A 15,570-nucleotide genomic window follows, 5' to 3' on the forward strand; every position below is an offset into this window, starting at 1 on the left:
TCCGCTAGCGGGGCCGCCTTTTTTGTCGCACGAGGGGAGGGCGGAGCCATGACCGACTCGGGATACCAGGACTGGATGCTGGACTGTCTGGTGGACGACGACCTGTTCGCCGAGGCCTACGGTTCCATGCCCGGCGAGCGCCGTGCCTGGATCAAGCAGACCGCGGCCCAGGCCCACGCCCTGGCCGGGGCCGCCCCGGCCGTCGAGGAGCGCCGCGACGTTCTGGGCAGGCAGGGCTACCGCGTCCTGCGCGAGCTGCGTCCGGTGGAATACGCCGTGATGTTCCTGGACTCCACCTGCTTGTCCCCGGCTCGCGTGGCCGCGGTGGCCGTGCCCATGGTCCTGTCGGGCGCGCGCCATGTCTGCGCGGTGCGCGTGAGCGGGGGGCCTCCCGCTGCCGACGCCGTCCTGACGGCTCTGGAGCTGTCGGGCCTGGAGACGGTGTTTCACCTGGACGAGGGCGCCGCGCGCCGGTTCACGGCCTTTCTTTCGGATCTGGGCTCGGCCGCCGTCGTGTTTTGCGGCCGGGGGCCGGAGCTGTCGGCCCTGGCCGCGGCCGCTGGCTACGCCTCGCCGCCCCTGAAGCTCTGGCGGCCCCTGCCCGGCGAACGGCTGGGGGTCTGGGCCGGAGCCGGGGGTGACTGGGACTGGGAGACCTTGGCCTGGGCCCATCCCTGCTCGGAATTCGAGGTCTGGGGCGCGCGCTCCGGGCTGCCGGACCTGCCCGTGAACTTCAAGGCCGCGCGCGGCGGGTTCGAGCGCTTCCTGGAGGCCGGGTATCCGGCCCTGTACGTGCCCGAGGCGCGCCTGGGCGAGGCCCTGGGCCATGCGCCCCTGGTCCTGGCCCCGGGCCAGGAGGGCTGCTGGGCCTGGCCGGACCTGCCGATGTCCTTTTCCCGGTCGGAAACACTGGCAATCGGCGCCTGGAACAGGTAAATACACGTCCCAGGCCTCGTTCGCAGGCCGTTTTTTCAGGACCGGAGACCAAGGACACGCACATGGGCAAACAGCCTGCCGCACCCAAGGACCATCTGAAAAAGCTGCGCAATATCGGCATCATCGCCCACATCGACGCCGGCAAGACCACTCTTACCGAGCGTATTCTCTATTATTCCGGTAAGATCCATCGCATGGGCGAGGTCCACGACGGCACGGCCACCATGGACTTCATGCCCGAGGAGCAGGAGCGGGGCATCACCATAGGCTCGGCCTGCGCCACCTGCCTCTGGCGCGACTCGGAGATCAACATCATCGACACTCCCGGGCACGTGGACTTCACCATTGAGGTGGAGCGTTCCCTGCGCGTGCTGGATGGGGCCGTGGGCGTGTTCTGCGCCGTGGGCGGGGTGGAGCCCCAGTCCGAGACCGTGTGGCGGCAATCCGAGCACTACAAGGTGCCCAAGCTGGCCTTCGTGAACAAGATGGACCGCCTGGGCGCGGATTTCGCGGCCGTGCTCGACGCCATGCGCGACAAGCTCGGGGCCGTGCCCCTGCCCATGGTCGTGCCCCTGGGCGAGGGCCAGGATTTTTCCGCGGTCATCGACCTGGTGGAGATGAGAAAATGCGTTTTCGACCAGGAGACCAACGGCGCCGAATGGGAGCGGGTGGAGCTGTCCGCCGCCGAGGAGGAGCACGCCTCGCCCTGGCGCGAGCGCATGCTGGAGACCCTGGCCGAGGCGGACGAGGAATTTCTGGACCTCTATCTGGGCGAGGGCGACGCGGGCCCCGAGGCCGTGCGCGCCGCCGTGCGTCGGGCCGTGCTGTCCCTGTCCCTGGTGCCTGTGTTCTCGGGCTCGGCCCTGCGCAACATCGGGGTCCAGCCGCTGTTGGACGCGGTCTGCGAGTATCTGCCGAGCCCCCAGGAGGTGGCCGGGCAGGTGGGCCTGGACCCGCGCACCAAGGCCAAAAAAGAAATTACGCCCGGCCCGGGCGGCGACCTGGCGGCCCTGGCCTTCAAGGTCAGCCTGGAGAGCGGGCGCAAGATGGTGCTCATCCGCGTGTACTCCGGCGTGCTCAGCGCCGGGGAGACCGTGTACAACGTGATCCAGGACAAGGACGAGCGCGTGGCGCGCCTGTTCCGCCTGCACGCCGGGCGCAAGGAAAAGGCCGAGCACGCCTTCGCCGGGGAGATCGTGGCCGCCGCGGGCATGAAATTCGCGCGCACCGGCGACACCCTGGCCACCCGGGAACACCCCGTGGTCCTGGAGAACATCGGCAGCTACAAGCCGGTCATTTCCCTGGCCCTGGAGCCGCGCAACTCCGGCGAGGCCGACAAGCTGGAGGAGGTCCTGGGCAAGGTCCTCATGGAGGATCCGACCCTGGCCGCCGAACGCGACGCGGACACGGACCAGCTGGTCATCTCGGGCATGGGCGAGTTGCACCTGGAGGTGGTCCTGGAGCGCATCCGCCGCGAGTTCGGCGTGGACCCGCGCGCGGGCAGGCCCCAGGTCGTGTATCAGGAGACCGTGCGCGCCGAGGGCCAGGGGCAGGGCGAGTTCGACCGCGAGCTGGGCGAGGTCCAGCACTACGGCCAGGTGTCCCTGCGCGTGGCGCCCCTGCCGCGCGACAAGGGCCGCGAGGTGGTCTTCGAGCTGGACGCCACCCAGTGGCCCGCTGACTGGATCCAGGCTGTGGAGGAGGGCGTCAGCGGCGGCTTGCAATCCGGGGTCCTCAAGGGCTATCCCGTGCAGGACGTGCGCGTGACCGTCACGGACATGCGCCGCGAGCAGGGCAAGTCCAGCGCCGTGGGCTACCACATGGCGGCCACGGCGGCCCTCAAGGAGGCCCTGGCGGCCGCGCGGCCCACGCTGCTGGAGCCGATCATGGAAGTGGACGTCACCGTGCCCGAGGATTTCGTGGGCGACGCCATCGGGCTGTTGGGCTCCAAGGGGGCCAAGATCGACAACATGCTGGACCGTTCCGGCGGCAAGGTGGTCAAGGCCCTGGCCCCCCTGCGGCAACTGTTCGGCTTCACCACGGAACTGCGCTCCGCCACCCAGGGCCGGGCGGCCATGATGATGCAGTTCTCCAGGTTCGACGTGCTGGAATGATTTGCTCCCGTAACATGCCCGCCGTACATTGACCCCATGAAGCGCCGCAATCATCCCTGGTGGGAGCGTTCCAAGCGCTGGAGCCGTTTCCAATACCTGCGCGTCATGCGCCTCAACGCCACGCCCTATTCCATCGCCATGGGCGCGGCCGTGGGCATTTTCTCCGGTTTCCTGCCCATCGTGCCCCTGCAGACGGCCCTGACCGTGGTCCTGTGCCTGCCCCTGCGGGGCAATCCGGTGGTGGGCTTCATGGGCACCTGGATTTCCAACCCCTTCAACTGGGTGCCGTTCTACTACTTCCTGTACATCGTGGGCCGGGCCATGGTGCCCTGGGACGTGCCGGACATGGGCCTGGAGCAGTTCCAGGTCCTGTTGCAGACCCTGGACGTCCGCCATTTCTCCAGCTTCGGCAAGGACCTGCTGGAGTGCTTCAAGGTCATGGTCCTGGCCGGTGCGGTCATGGGTCTGCCTTCGGCGGTGCTGACCTATTTCGTGACCCACAAGCTGGTGGAGCGCTACCGCAAGCGCCGGGCCTTGCGCCTGCTCAAAAAACGTACCCGCCGCTAGCAGGGCGTCCCAAAACAGCGATCTGCTTCGTTGCTGCGAAAAAGGCAAAACCTCGCGTATTAGGATACGCGTCGGTCTTGCCTTTTCCTTGCGCCTCGCATCTCACCATTTTTGAACGCCCTGCATGCCGATTTTCAACTATATTGGATAGATGTTGAGTCATGTCTGCCGTGATGCCGATTTTTGCGCCCTTGCCGCGCCTTGTGTATGCTGTGTGACGCCGCCGCCACCTTGATGTGGCATCATGGCGAAAAAGGAGAGTTCATGAGAAGTTGGGAAGATGCGGCCTCGGACGAGGCCTTGTGGAAGGCCCTGGCGGGCAGGGAAATGGTGTTGATCATGGATTTCGACGGCACGTTGTCCCCGTTCGTGCCGGAGCCCGGGGACGCGCGCCCGTATCCCGGGGTGCGCGAGGTTCTGGGCCGCTTGCGCGAAAAGGGCTGCCGCCTGGTCTTCGTCACGGGGCGGGACTGCCGCCAGTTGCCGGATTTGCTGGGCCTGCCCTTTGCCCCCGAGGTCTGGGGCAGCCACGGGGGCGAGCATCTGCTGCCCGACGGAACCGTGGAGGGCCTGGATCTGGATTCCGCCTCTGAACAAACCCTGGCCCGCGCCCGCAAGGCCGTCGAGGACCTGGGCTATGAAGGTTTCCTGGAGAGCAAGCCCGGGTGCCTGTCCTTCCACGTGCGGTCCATGCCCGAGGAGCGGCATGAAGCGGCCCTGGATATCGTACGCCGGGCCTGGACGAGCAACGTCAAGCCGCAGCCCCTGGAATTGCGGGAATTCGACGGCGGCCTCGAGGCCCGGATCCCGGGCATGCACAAGGGCCGGGCCGTGGAGGCCGTGCTGGCCGAGGTCGGGCCGGAAACCGCGGTCTTCTATCTGGGGGACGACGATACGGACGAGGACGCCTTCGAGACCATCCGGGGCCGTGGGCTGGGCATTCTGGTGCGGCCCAAGTCGCGTTGCACGCAGGCCTCCTGGTATTTGGAGCCTCCCGTGGAGCTGTTGGCCTTTTTGGAGCGCCTGGCCGCGTTGCCGGAGCCCGCGCAGGAGGGGGCTTCCTTGCCAACCCCTTAGCCCTGGGCTATATTTCTGGGATGCTTGTCAAAATCGGCATATGCCTGTCCGGCCCCGGGAATCCGGGGCCCGGACTCCGGGGAGGGCGTCCGTGATGCGCGATGCGGACCGACGCCTGGTGGTGGTTTCCAACCGCCTGCCCATCGTCCTTGAGCGCACGGAGGACGGCTATGCCGTGAGCCCGGGGAAGGGCGGGCTGGTCACCGCCCTGGCGCCGGTGCTGCGCAACCGGGGCGGGGACTGGATCGGCTGGTCCGGGGTGGCCGGGGATGTGGACATCGGCTCCCATCTGCTGGCCCATTCCCGGGCCGAGGGCTACGACCTGCACGCCGTGTCCCTGACCGAGGACGAGGTCCGGGATTTCTACCAGGGCTTCGCCAACGAGGTCATTTGGCCCCTGTTCCACGACATGCAGGCCCTGTGCGCGTTCCGGCCCGAGTACTACGAGGCCTACCTGGGCGTGAACCGCAAGTTCGCCACGGTGGTGGGCGGCGCGGGCCGCGAGAATTCCTACATCTGGGTCCACGACTACCACCTCATGCACCTGGCCCGGTGCCTGCGCGAGGAGGGCTGCTCCCGGCGCTGCGGGTTCTTCCTGCACATCCCGTTTCCCCCGCCGGACATCTTCCTGCGCCTGCCGTGGCGCGCGGAGATCATCCGGGCGCTTTTGGAATTCGACCTCGTGGGCTTCCAGACCCTGCGCGACCGGCGCAATTTCCAGCAATGCGTGGGCCACCTCTGCCCGGAGGTCAAGCTCTCGGGGCGCGGCCCGGTGATCACGGCGCGCCACGGCAGGCGCACCGTGCGCGTGGGCTATTTCCCCATCAGCATCGACTTCAAGGATTTCCAGTCCCTGGCCAGGACCAGGAAGACCGCCGACCTGGCCACCCAGGTGCATGCCGCCTTCCGCCACCGGCCCATCGTCCTGGGCGCGGACCGCCTGGATTATTCCAAGGGCATCCCCGAGCGCATCGAGGCCATGCGCACCTTGTTCACGCGCTATCCCGAGATGCGCGGCACCGTATCCCTGGTGCAGGTGGTCGTGCCCAGCCGCGAGGCAGTGAAGGGCTACAAGGCCATGAAGCTGGCCATCGAGGGCCTGGTCAGCGAGGTCAACGGCCGGTTCTCCGAGCCGGGGTGGGTGCCCATCCACTACCTGTACCGCAACCTGAGCCGCGCGGAGCTGGTGGCCTACTACCGCCTGGCCGACGTGGCCCTGGTCACGCCGCTCAAGGACGGCATGAACCTGGTGGCCAAGGAATACTGCGCGTGCAGCGTGACCGGGGAGGGCGTGCTGGTGCTCTCGGAATTCGCGGGCGCGGCCGCGCAGCTGCAGCGCTGGGCGCTCCTCGTCAACCCTCACGACTACATAGGCGTGGCCGACGCCCTGCACCGGGCCCTGACCATGGATCGCGCCGAGCGGCGCGAACGCATGCACCGCCTGCGCACGTCCATCCGCAAGTACGACATATATTGGTGGGTGAACGCCTTTCTGGAGGCCGCCTTCGGCCGCAGGCTGGGCGATTTCCAGCTTGAGAGCGTGGACTTTCACTCCCAACGCTGATACCTGCCCCAGACGCGGCCGTCTTGGGCCGCCGCACCCAACCCCAGCCAGGCCGTGACCGCCGTGAGCAACCAGCACCTTGAGGCCCCCCCCAGATACGGGCGTTTCGCCAAGAAGCGCTTCGGCCAGCATTTCCTGCACGACCAGGGCGTCTGCCGGCGCATCGTCGCCGCCCTGGACCTGCAACCCGGGGACCGGGTCCTGGAGATCGGCCCGGGGCACGGGGCCTTGTCCGTGCACATCGCCGAGTCCCGGCCCGCGCTGTACGCGGCCGTGGAGCGGGATCTGCCCCTGGCCCTGGAGCTGCCCGGGAAATGCCCGGGGGTCGCGCCCCTGGCCGCCGACGCCATGGACGTGCGCTGGGAGCGCCTGGGCCCGGAGCGGGGCTGGAAGATCGCGGGCAACCTGCCCTACAACGTGGCCTCGCCCCTGATGTGGGAGTTGTTTTCGCGCTGCTCGGCCCTGTCCCTGGCCGTGTTCATGGTCCAGAAGGAAGTGGGGCAGCGCCTGGCCGCGCAGCCCGGGAGCGGCCACTACGGAGGGCTCACGGCCTGGGTCCGCAGCTTCGTGGAACCCCGGATGCTGTTCGTGGTGGGGCCGGGGGCCTTCACTCCCAAGCCCAAGGTGGACTCGGCGGTGCTATCTTTTTCGCCCCTTTGCGGGCAGGGCGCGGTGGACCGCGAGGCCCTGGCCCGGCTGGTGCACATGTGCTTTCAGAAGCGCCGCAAGCAGATCGGCAACATCCTGAAATCATATGTCGATGACCATATGGTGGCCCAGCTGGAGTCCTGGGGCCTGAGCCTGCGCTCGCGGCCCGAGGAATTATCCCCGGAACAGTTCCAGCGCTTGTCATTACTGGTGAAACCGCATTTTATGCCTTGACAGAACTGAAGGTTCGTTGCCAAGGTCAGGCCGTGCTCAAGCCTGGGCTTCAGTACGTCTCTTTTCCAACAAAGCCCTAGACATGGCCCGCCCAATGCTTTAATGCGACTGAGAAGGTCCGAAGCACCCGGCGGTAGAGCACGGACGGCTCCACGTTCGGGCGGTTTCCGGAGGCGTATCCGCCCGTTGCCGCGGCCCTCGCGCCAAAGGCGTGGATGGACTGCTCAATGTTGGGAGTTTGTTGAACTTTTATGAGGAGGAAAGGACTGATGACTAAGGCTGATTTGGTCGTGAAGATTGCTGAGAAGGCGAACATCACCAAAGCCAACGCCGAGCGCGCGCTGAATGCTTTTCTCGAGACCGTGGAAGCCACTCTGGTCAAGGACAAGAAGTTGACCCTGACCGGTTTCGGCACCTTCGTGGTGGAGGAGCGCAAGGCTCGCACCGGCCGCAACCCCCGCACCGGCGACAAGATCAAGATTCCCGCCACCAAGGTTGTCAAGTTCCGTCCCGGCAAGCTCCTCAAGGACGCCGTCAAGTAAGTCAGGGGGCATGTCATGATTCATGGAGAAACCCTGCACAGCCCGCTGCCCTGGGATCTGCCCTGGTGGATGCCCGATCACGTGGTGTTCTTCGGCACCCTCTACATGGTCCTGGGCATTCTCGGCTTGGCTGTGGGCTTTATCTTGACCAAGTCCTACATCGAGACGGTCATCAATCCCAAATCCGAGCACGGCCACTAGGCCATCGGTATTTGCCCGGTATTGCAAACGGCCCGCGCCCCGCGCGGGCCGTTTTTTTGGCCTTGCGCCCCGCGAAATTTCCCTTGCCATGAACCTGGACATGGAGTATCTCGTATCGTTCTACAATGAGCGCCAAAGACCGGCGTCACCAGGGAGGTGATTGTTTTGCCTGGAGTGCTTTTGGAAGATAACGAGAACTTCGATATCGCCCTGCGCCGTTTCAAGAAGCAGGTCGAGAAGTCCGGCATCCTGTCTGAGCTCAAGAAGCGTCAGCACTATGAGAAGCCCAGCGTGCAGCGCAAGAAGAAGCGCGCCGCCGCCCGCAAGCGGCTGCTCAAGAAGATGCGCAAGATGAACATGGGTTAGCGTCGCGCGCGGCCCGTGCGGCCCCTCGCGGGGCCGTTGATCGTGAACCGAAATGTGCAGCGCGGGACGGCTGGTCCGTTCCGCGCCGCATTGCTTTCTCCAGCATGCGGTGATTCCGCCGCCATCCCGGGAGCTTCGCCATGGGAACCCTCCTGAAGACCATTGAGAGCGATTTCATCACCGCGTACAAGGCGGGGCGCGAGGTCGAGGTCGGCGTGCTGCGCATGCTCAAGACCGCCGTGAAGAATCGCCAGGTGGAGCTGGGCGCCGAGCCCGACGACGCCGAGGTCCTGGACCTCGTGGGCAAGCAGCTCAAGCAGCGCCGGGAATCCATCGAGCAGTTCCGCGCCGCCAACCGCGAGGACCTCGCGTCCAAGGAAGAGGCCGAGGTCGAGTTCCTGGCCCGCTACATGCCCGAACCCCTGACCCCCGAGGAGACCGAGGCCCTGGTGAAGGCCACCATCGCCGAGCTTTCCGCCGAGGGCATGAAGGACATGGGCCGGGTCATGGGCGCCATCAACGCCACCCACAAGGGCCGGGTGGACGGCAAGGCCCTGGCCGCCCTGGTGCGTTCCAAACTCGCGGGATAGGCTCCTTTTCCATGCAGGCACGGTCCGAATTCCTCCTGGAATTTCCCAAGGTGCTGCGCCTTCTGGCGCGGTACTGCATGTCCGAGCCGGGCGCGGCCCGGGTTCTCGAAGTGCGCCCCATGGGCGACCCCGGGGCCCTGGCCGAAGCCGTGGACCTGACCCGCCAGTTCATGGCCTGGGCCGGGGAGAGCGACTTTTCCATGCCCGGGTTCACCTCCCTGGAGGGGTTCCTGGACAGCCTGGACGCACCCGTGGAGATTTTCGACCTGGACGCCCTGTGGGCCGTGTTCCAGGTGCTCGGCGACGCCCGCGAGGTGCGCACCCGCCTGGCCGAGGCCGACGCCGGGCGCTGGCCCCTGCTGCCGGACCTGGCCGGGCCCTGGCCCGGGTCCCTGTGGGCGGGGCTCAAGCGCTGCCTGAACCCCGACGGCCTGATCCGCGACGAGGCCTCGCCGGACCTGTACTCCGTGCGCACGCGCATCCGCTCCCTGCACCAGCGCTGCGGGAAGCGCGTGAAGTCCTTCGTGGAGCGCGAGGGCATCGCCCCGTACATGCAGGAGGAGTACCTCACCGTCTCCTCGGACCGCTACGTGCTGCCCCTGAAGGTCAGCTACAAGAACCGCCTGCCCGGCATCATCCACGACTATTCCCAGACCGGGGAGACCTGCTATTTCGAGCCCATGTTCCTGGTGGACCTGAACAACGAGCTTCAGGAACTCAAGAACGAGGAGCGCCGGGCCGAGAAGGAGGTCCGCAGGCTGCTCTCGGACCTGTTGCGCTCCGAGGCGCCCGCGCTCTCCGGGGTCTACGCCTTCATGGTCGACCTGGACGTGCTCGCGGCCAAGGCCGCCTTCGCCCAGGCCCACGGAGCCCGCTGCGTGGACATCGGCCCTGGCAAGGCCCTGCACCTGATGGACGTGCGCCATCCCCTGCTGCCCGCGGACTCGGCCGTGCCAGTGGACCTGGCCCTGGACGAGGGCCAGCGCGCCCTGGTCATCAGCGGCGGCAACGCGGGCGGCAAGACCGTCTGCCTCAAGACCCTGGGCCTGTCCGCGCTGATGGGGCTTTCGGCCCTGCCCGTGTGCGCGGCCGAGGGCTCGTCCATGCCTCTGTGGCAACAGGTTTTCGTGGTCCTGGGCGACGAGCAGAGCATCGAGGATTCCCTGTCCACCTTCACCGCGCAAATTCGTCATCTTTCAAGTGCATACGATGCGGTTGACGACTCCACTTTGGTGATTATGGATGAGTTCGGGGCCGGCACCGACCCGGGGCAGGGCGCGGCCCTGGCCCAGGCCGTGGTGGACGGGTTCCTGGAGAAGCGGGCCTGGCTGGCCCTGGCCACGCATTTCCCGGCGCTCAAGGCCTACGCCCTGACGCGCGAGGGGGTGCGCGCCGCCTCCGTGCTCTTTGACCCGGCCACCAAGAAACCCATGTACCGCCTGGCCTACGACCAGGTGGGCGCGAGCCAGGCCCTGGACGTGGCCCGGGAGCACGGGCTTCCGGCCGACATCATCGCCCGGGCCGAGAAGTACATGCTCCTGGACGGCTCGGACACCAGCCAGGTGGTGGACAGGCTCAATTCCCTGGCCGTGGAGCGCGAGCAGGAGCTGGCGGCCGCGCGCGCGGAGCGGGCCAAGCTGCGCGACAAGCGGGCGCGCCTGGGAGAGCGCTTCGAGCGCGAGAAAAAGGAAGTTTTGGATTCCATCCGGGCCGAGTCCCGGGAGATCATGGACAAGTGGCGCCAGGACAAGCTGGGCCGCAAGCAGGCCATGAAGGAGTTGGCGGACCTGCGCGTGCGCGCCGGCGAAGGCCGCGAGGACGCGGACGAGCCCGTGGCGGAGGCCGGAGCCCTGGCCTGGGACGACCTGGCCGAGGGCATGGCCCTCACGCACACGGGCCTGGGCAGGAGCGGCGCGGCCGTGGAGCTCAACGAGCGCAAGCGCCAGGTCAAGCTGGACCTGGGCGGCGTGGCCGTGTGGGCTGATTTTTCGGACCTGGCCCCGGCCCAGGGCGCGGCGGCCGTTGCTTCGGCCCCGGCGACCAGGACCCCGGGCCCCGGCCCTTCGGCCATGGCCCTGGACCTCAGGGGCCGGCGCGCCGACGAGGCCGAGGTCGAACTGGGAAGATTTCTGGACGGGGCCGTGCTCTCGGGCCGCACGGACCTGGAGATCATCCACGGCAAGGGCACCGGCGCCCTGCGCAAGGAAGTGCACCGCGTGCTCAAGGAGTCCGGCGTGGTGCGGAAATTTTCCCTGGCCCCGGAAGATAGGGGCGGCGACGGCATGACCGTGGTCGAACTGAAGTAGGCGGTGGGCATGGGCAAATACGATTCCGGCGCCATAGCGGCCATCAAGCAGCGCCTGGACATCGTGGAATTGGTCAGGCGGTACGTGGACCTCAGGCAGGTCAGCGGCCGCTGGACCGGGCCGTGCCCCTTCCACCAGGAGACCAAGCCCTCGTTTTCCGTGAACCCGGAGCTGGGCTACTATTATTGCTTCGGCTGCCGGGCCTCCGGGGACGTGATCGACTTCTACTGCAACATCCACGGGCTGGATTTCCGTGAAGGATTGCAGCAATTGGCCGATGAGTTGGGTATCGAACTGGGCAGCGCCCGGCCCGACCCCCGGCAGGACGAGAAGAAGCGCAGGCGTTCCAGGGCGCTCAAGATGCACGCCCTGGCCGCCGAGTTCTATATCAGGAACCTGGGCGCGCCCGCCGGGAAGATAGCCTCCGACTATCTGCGCAAGCGGGGCCTGTCCGAGGAGACCGTGCGCTCCTTCGCCCTGGGCTACAGCCCGGACGACTGGCACGCCCTGGAGAAGCAGGCCCGGGCCAAGGGGTTTTCCCCGGAGGAGGGCGCCCAGGCCGGGCTGCTGGTGAAGAACGAGAAGGGCAACATCTACGATCGCTTTCGCGGGCGGCTGATGTTCCCCATCCATAATCTTTCGGGCCAGGTCATCGCCTTCGGGGCCAGGACCTTGACGGGCGACGACCCGAAGTATTTGAATTCCAGCGAGTCGCACCTCTACGTGAAGGGCGACAACCTGTACGGGCTGTTCCAGGCGCGCCGGGCCATCACGCATCTGAAGGAGGCCCTGCTCACCGAGGGCTACACGGACGTGTTGTCCCTGCACCAGTACGGCTTCACCAACGCCTGCGGGGTGCTGGGCACGGCGCTCACCGAGAGCCAGGTGCGCAGGCTGGCCGGGTTCTGCCCGCGCGTGGGCCTGGTCTTCGACGGCGACGGAGCGGGACGCAAGGCCGCCCTGCGCTCGGCGGAGATGATCCTGGCCCGGGGCATGGACTGCCGGGTGGTCATCCTGCCCGACGGCGAGGACGTGGACAGCCTGCTCCAGACCCGGGGGGCCGACGCCTTCCGGGAGCTGCTGGACGCCGCGCCCGACGGCCTGGAGTACTGCCTGCGCACGGTGAGCGGCCAGTCCACCCGCGAGATCGTGGACTGGGCCGGCGCGTTTTTGCGGCAGCTGGACAGCCCCGAGTGGCGATCGCCCATGATATCGCGCATCGCCCAGCGGCTGGGGTTCAAGGAACAGGAATTTCGCAGCCGGTTGTCCACGGCCAAGGCCCAGGACACCGGAACGGTCCGGCCCGCCACGGTCGGCCCCCTGGCCCCGGGAGGCGGCAAGGGGGGCAAGCTGGATCGCCAGCTTCTGCGCTTCGCGGTCTGCAACCCGCAGCGCGTGCGCGAGCTGGCGGAAAAGGGCATGGGAACGGTGCTCACGAGCGAGTTCGCACTCTGCCTGTGGGAGAAAATGGAGGCAAACCCCGGAAGGGATGTCATGCACATCCTCGCCGCGCACGAAAAGAGGTATTGGGTCGAATGTCTGGAGACCAATACAAGAAATCAAGACGATGCGCAGCGGGAATGGCAGGAAATATGTGGCTATCTCAAGAGCGAGCGGCTCTCGGACGAGAAGCGCTCCGTGCTGGAGGCCCTGCGCAAGGCCCAGACGGAAGGGGATCAGGCCGAGGTGCTCAGGCTCCTCGGTGTGCAGCAGGAGATCTTAAGGAGGCTCAATGAGCAACGTTAAGGAAATCCAACAGATCAAGATATTGATCGCCGAAGGCAAGAAAAAAGGGTTTTTGACCTTTGACGAGGTCAACAAGGCCCTGCCTTCGGACATAAACAAGCCGGAGCAGCTCGAGGAGATCATCGAGATCTTCGACCAGCTCAACATCACCATCGTGGACTCCGAGCAGGACGGCAAGCAGCTCGAACTGACCACCGAGGACGACGAGGGCGGCGGCGACGGCGGCGACGATCTCCAGCTCACGGAAAGCGAGGACGCGGCGGACTATTCGGCCCGCAGCACCGACCCCGTGCGCATGTATCTGCGCGAAATGGGCGCGGTGTCGCTCTTGGACCGCGAGGGCGAGGTGGTCATCGCCAAGAAAATCGAGTCCGGCGAACTGGACGTGCTCTACGCCCTGGTGGAGGTCCCTGTGGCCGTCGAGGAGCTGGTGCGCGTGGGCCAGGACCTCAAGGACAACAAGATCAAGCTCAAAGACGTGGTCAAGACCATCGAGGAGGACGATCCCAGCGAGGACGAGATGAACCAGCGCCAGCGGGTCATCTTCCTCCTCGACGAGGTCCGCCAGTTCTTCCGCAAGAAGCAGAAGATCTATTGCAAGCTCGACGCCTGCGCCACCCTGGACCGCCGCGTCTACGGCCAGCAGAAGGAAATCCTCAAGTACAAGGACGAGGTGGTCACCCGCCTGCGCGACATCAAGCTGGAAAAGACCCTCATCGACAATATCATCGAGACGGTGGGGGACTACGTGCGCCAGATGCACAACTGCCAGCGCGACCTGTCCGCCTATCTCCTGTCCACGGGCAAGCCCCAGCAGGAGATCCAGGAAATATTCGCGAAGCTGGACCAGCGCGAGATCAACCCCGTGCTGGCCGCCGACGAGCTGGGCCTGACCGTGGAGGAGCTGTTCTCCTTCAAGGAGATGATCTCCGGCAAGTTCGAGATCCTGGCCCGTTTGCAGGAGAAGTGCTGCCACTCCGTGGGCGACCTGGAGGAGGTCCTCTGGCGCATCCGGCGCGGCAACCAGGCCGCGTCCCGCGCCAAGCAGGAGCTCATCCGCGCCAACCTGCGCCTGGTGGTGTCCATCGCCAAGAAGTACACCAACCGCGGCCTGCAGTTCCTGGACCTGATCCAGGAGGGCAACATCGGCCTGATGAAGGCCGTGGACAAGTTCGAATACCAGCGGGGCTACAAGTTCTCCACCTACGCAACGTGGTGGATCCGCCAGGCCATCACCCGGGCCATCGCGGACCAGGCGCGGACCATCCGCATCCCCGTGCACATGATCGAGACCATCAACAAGCTCATCCGGACCTCGCGCTACCTCGTGCAGGAGCTGGGGCGCGACCCCACGCCCGAGGAGATCGCCGAGCGCATGGACTACCCCCTGGAAAAGGTCAAGAAGGTGCTCAAGATCGCCAAGGAGCCCATCTCTCTGGAGACGCCCATCGGCGACGAGGAGGATTCCAGCCTGGGCGATTTCATCGAGGACAAGAAGGCCGCCGCGCCCTCCGAGGAGGTGGTCAACACCAAGCTTGGCGAGCAGATCGCGGCCGTGCTCTCGGATCTCACCCCGCGCGAGGAGCAGGTGCTCCGCAAGCGCTTCGGCATCGGCGAGAAGAGCGACCACACCCTGGAAGAGGTGGGCAAGCTGTTCAATGTCACCCGCGAGCGCATCCGCCAGATCGAGGCCAAGGCCCTGCGCAAGCTGCGCCATCCCGTGCGCAGCCAGCTGCTGAGGTCCTACTACGAGAACTAGGCCCGTCCACAGCAACGACGAAGGCCCGTCCGGCATCTGCCGGGCGGGCCTTTTCTTGTGTGCCGTGGGGCCGCCTAGCGGTAGGCGGCCAGGATGCGGCCTATGGTCCCGTCCTCTCGCATCTGCTCGATGCGCTGGTCGAACTGGCGGATGAAGGGCCGCCAGTCGCGGTGTTTGGAGAACATCAGGCGGTAGTGCACCTCGCCCCCGGGCGTGGGCCGGGCGAAGAACATGTGTCGCCGATACTTGGGATCATCGCGCACCATCCAGTCCAGGGTCAGGTGGTCCATGAGGGCGCCGTCCGCCCTGCCCATGTAGACCAGGAAAAGCCCCTTCTGCACGGAGTCCACGTTCACGCGCCGCACCGCGCCCGAAACCTCAAGGTCGTGGATCGCGGGATAGTGGAAGCCGTGGACCAGGGCCAGGGAGCGGCCGCCCAGGTCGTCCAGGGACACCCCGGCCAGCGCGTCCTCAGTGCGGGAGACCAGCATCTCCCGGGTCGTCAGGAAGGGGGCGCTCCACCAATAGTCGTCGGGGTTGTGGACCCATTCCTTGGCCTTGCCCCGGGCGTCCAGCTGGTCCATGTCCAGGAGGGCCTGGCCGCGGATCTCGGGATGCAGGGCCACCCGCAGCTTCCAGCCCATGCCAGCGAGGGCCCGGGTCAGGATGTCGTAGGTGATGCCCGTGAAGCCCGTCTCGGTTTTCATCAGGTAGGGAGGGTAGCCGCCGTTGTTGCAGCCGAAGACCAGGGTCGGTTCCGCGGCCAGGGCGGAATGGGCGGGGACGAGTGCGAGGGTCAGGACGAGTATTACCGCGCCCAGGCGCGCGGCGGAGTCCGGGATGTGCGTGTTCATGCGTGGTGGTGCTGGTTGAGTGTCTTGATCTAATGGATAATTATTATCGATTGACATGGCAATGGG

The 15,570-nt window shown here is 66.5% G+C and carries 14 protein-coding genes; 13 read left to right on the forward strand and 1 reads right to left on the reverse strand.

Annotated features, from left to right (window positions below):
* Positions 1–48 precede the first annotated feature (48 nt).
* From ACYYG1_RS05985 to rpoD, 13 genes are all read left to right on the forward strand, one after another.
* Positions 49–936, forward strand: a complete 888-nt coding sequence (locus ACYYG1_RS05985; RefSeq protein WP_461209379.1) for a hypothetical protein — start codon at positions 49–51, stop codon at positions 934–936.
* 62 nt (positions 937–998) lie between these two features.
* The gene (fusA, locus tag ACYYG1_RS05990) at positions 999–3,050 is read left to right on the forward strand and encodes an elongation factor G (RefSeq protein ID WP_461209380.1); all 2,052 of its coding nucleotides are present in this window, start codon (positions 999–1,001) and stop codon (positions 3,048–3,050) included.
* A gap of 36 nt (positions 3,051–3,086) precedes the next feature.
* On the forward strand, positions 3,087–3,617 hold the full coding sequence (locus tag ACYYG1_RS05995) for a DUF2062 domain-containing protein (RefSeq protein ID WP_461209381.1): 531 nt from the start codon (positions 3,087–3,089) through the stop codon (positions 3,615–3,617).
* Between the two features lie 264 nt (positions 3,618–3,881).
* Positions 3,882–4,694, forward strand: a complete 813-nt coding sequence (gene otsB / locus ACYYG1_RS06000; RefSeq protein WP_461209382.1) for a trehalose-phosphatase — start codon at positions 3,882–3,884, stop codon at positions 4,692–4,694.
* Positions 4,695–4,788: 94 nt separating this feature from the next.
* Positions 4,789–6,258: an alpha,alpha-trehalose-phosphate synthase (UDP-forming) gene (locus ACYYG1_RS06005; protein ID WP_461209461.1), complete on the forward strand. Its 1,470-nt coding sequence runs from the start codon at positions 4,789–4,791 to the stop codon at positions 6,256–6,258.
* 63 nt (positions 6,259–6,321) lie between these two features.
* Positions 6,322–7,140 (forward strand): 16S rRNA (adenine(1518)-N(6)/adenine(1519)-N(6))-dimethyltransferase RsmA, encoded by an 819-nt coding sequence (rsmA, locus tag ACYYG1_RS06010; protein ID WP_461209383.1) that lies wholly within the window; start codon positions 6,322–6,324, stop codon positions 7,138–7,140.
* A gap of 269 nt (positions 7,141–7,409) precedes the next feature.
* A complete protein-coding gene (locus ACYYG1_RS06015) occupies positions 7,410–7,682 on the forward strand; it encodes an HU family DNA-binding protein (protein WP_461209384.1) in 273 nt (90 codons plus the stop codon).
* 15 nt (positions 7,683–7,697) lie between these two features.
* Entirely contained in the window at positions 7,698–7,883 is a 186-nt protein-coding gene (locus ACYYG1_RS06020; RefSeq protein ID WP_461209385.1) for a hypothetical protein, read from the forward strand.
* Between the two features lie 165 nt (positions 7,884–8,048).
* Positions 8,049–8,249 (forward strand): 30S ribosomal protein S21, encoded by a 201-nt coding sequence (gene rpsU, locus ACYYG1_RS06025; RefSeq protein WP_461209386.1) that lies wholly within the window; start codon positions 8,049–8,051, stop codon positions 8,247–8,249.
* A gap of 140 nt (positions 8,250–8,389) precedes the next feature.
* Positions 8,390–8,839 carry a GatB/YqeY domain-containing protein gene (locus ACYYG1_RS06030; RefSeq protein ID WP_461209387.1) on the forward strand — a complete coding sequence of 150 codons (450 nt, stop codon included), beginning with the start codon at positions 8,390–8,392 and terminating at the stop codon, positions 8,837–8,839.
* Between the two features lie 11 nt (positions 8,840–8,850).
* Positions 8,851–11,145 (forward strand): endonuclease MutS2, encoded by a 2,295-nt coding sequence (locus ACYYG1_RS06035; protein ID WP_461209388.1) that lies wholly within the window; start codon positions 8,851–8,853, stop codon positions 11,143–11,145.
* Between the two features lie 9 nt (positions 11,146–11,154).
* On the forward strand, positions 11,155–12,891 hold the full coding sequence (gene dnaG / locus ACYYG1_RS06040) for a DNA primase (protein WP_461209389.1): 1,737 nt from the start codon (positions 11,155–11,157) through the stop codon (positions 12,889–12,891).
* Complete coding sequence (rpoD, locus tag ACYYG1_RS06045; protein WP_461209390.1) at positions 12,878–14,650, forward strand: RNA polymerase sigma factor RpoD; 1,773 nt, start codon at positions 12,878–12,880, stop codon at positions 14,648–14,650. Before dnaG ends, rpoD begins: the two co-directional genes overlap by 14 nt.
* Positions 14,651–14,724: 74 nt before the next feature.
* On the opposite strand, the gene ACYYG1_RS06050 is transcribed toward rpoD, so the two are convergent.
* Entirely contained in the window at positions 14,725–15,504 is a 780-nt protein-coding gene (locus ACYYG1_RS06050; protein ID WP_461209391.1) for a substrate-binding periplasmic protein, read from the reverse strand.
* Positions 15,505–15,570: the final 66 nt, after the last annotated feature.

The organism is Desulfocurvus sp. DL1XJH-121 (genome assembly GCF_054819825.1).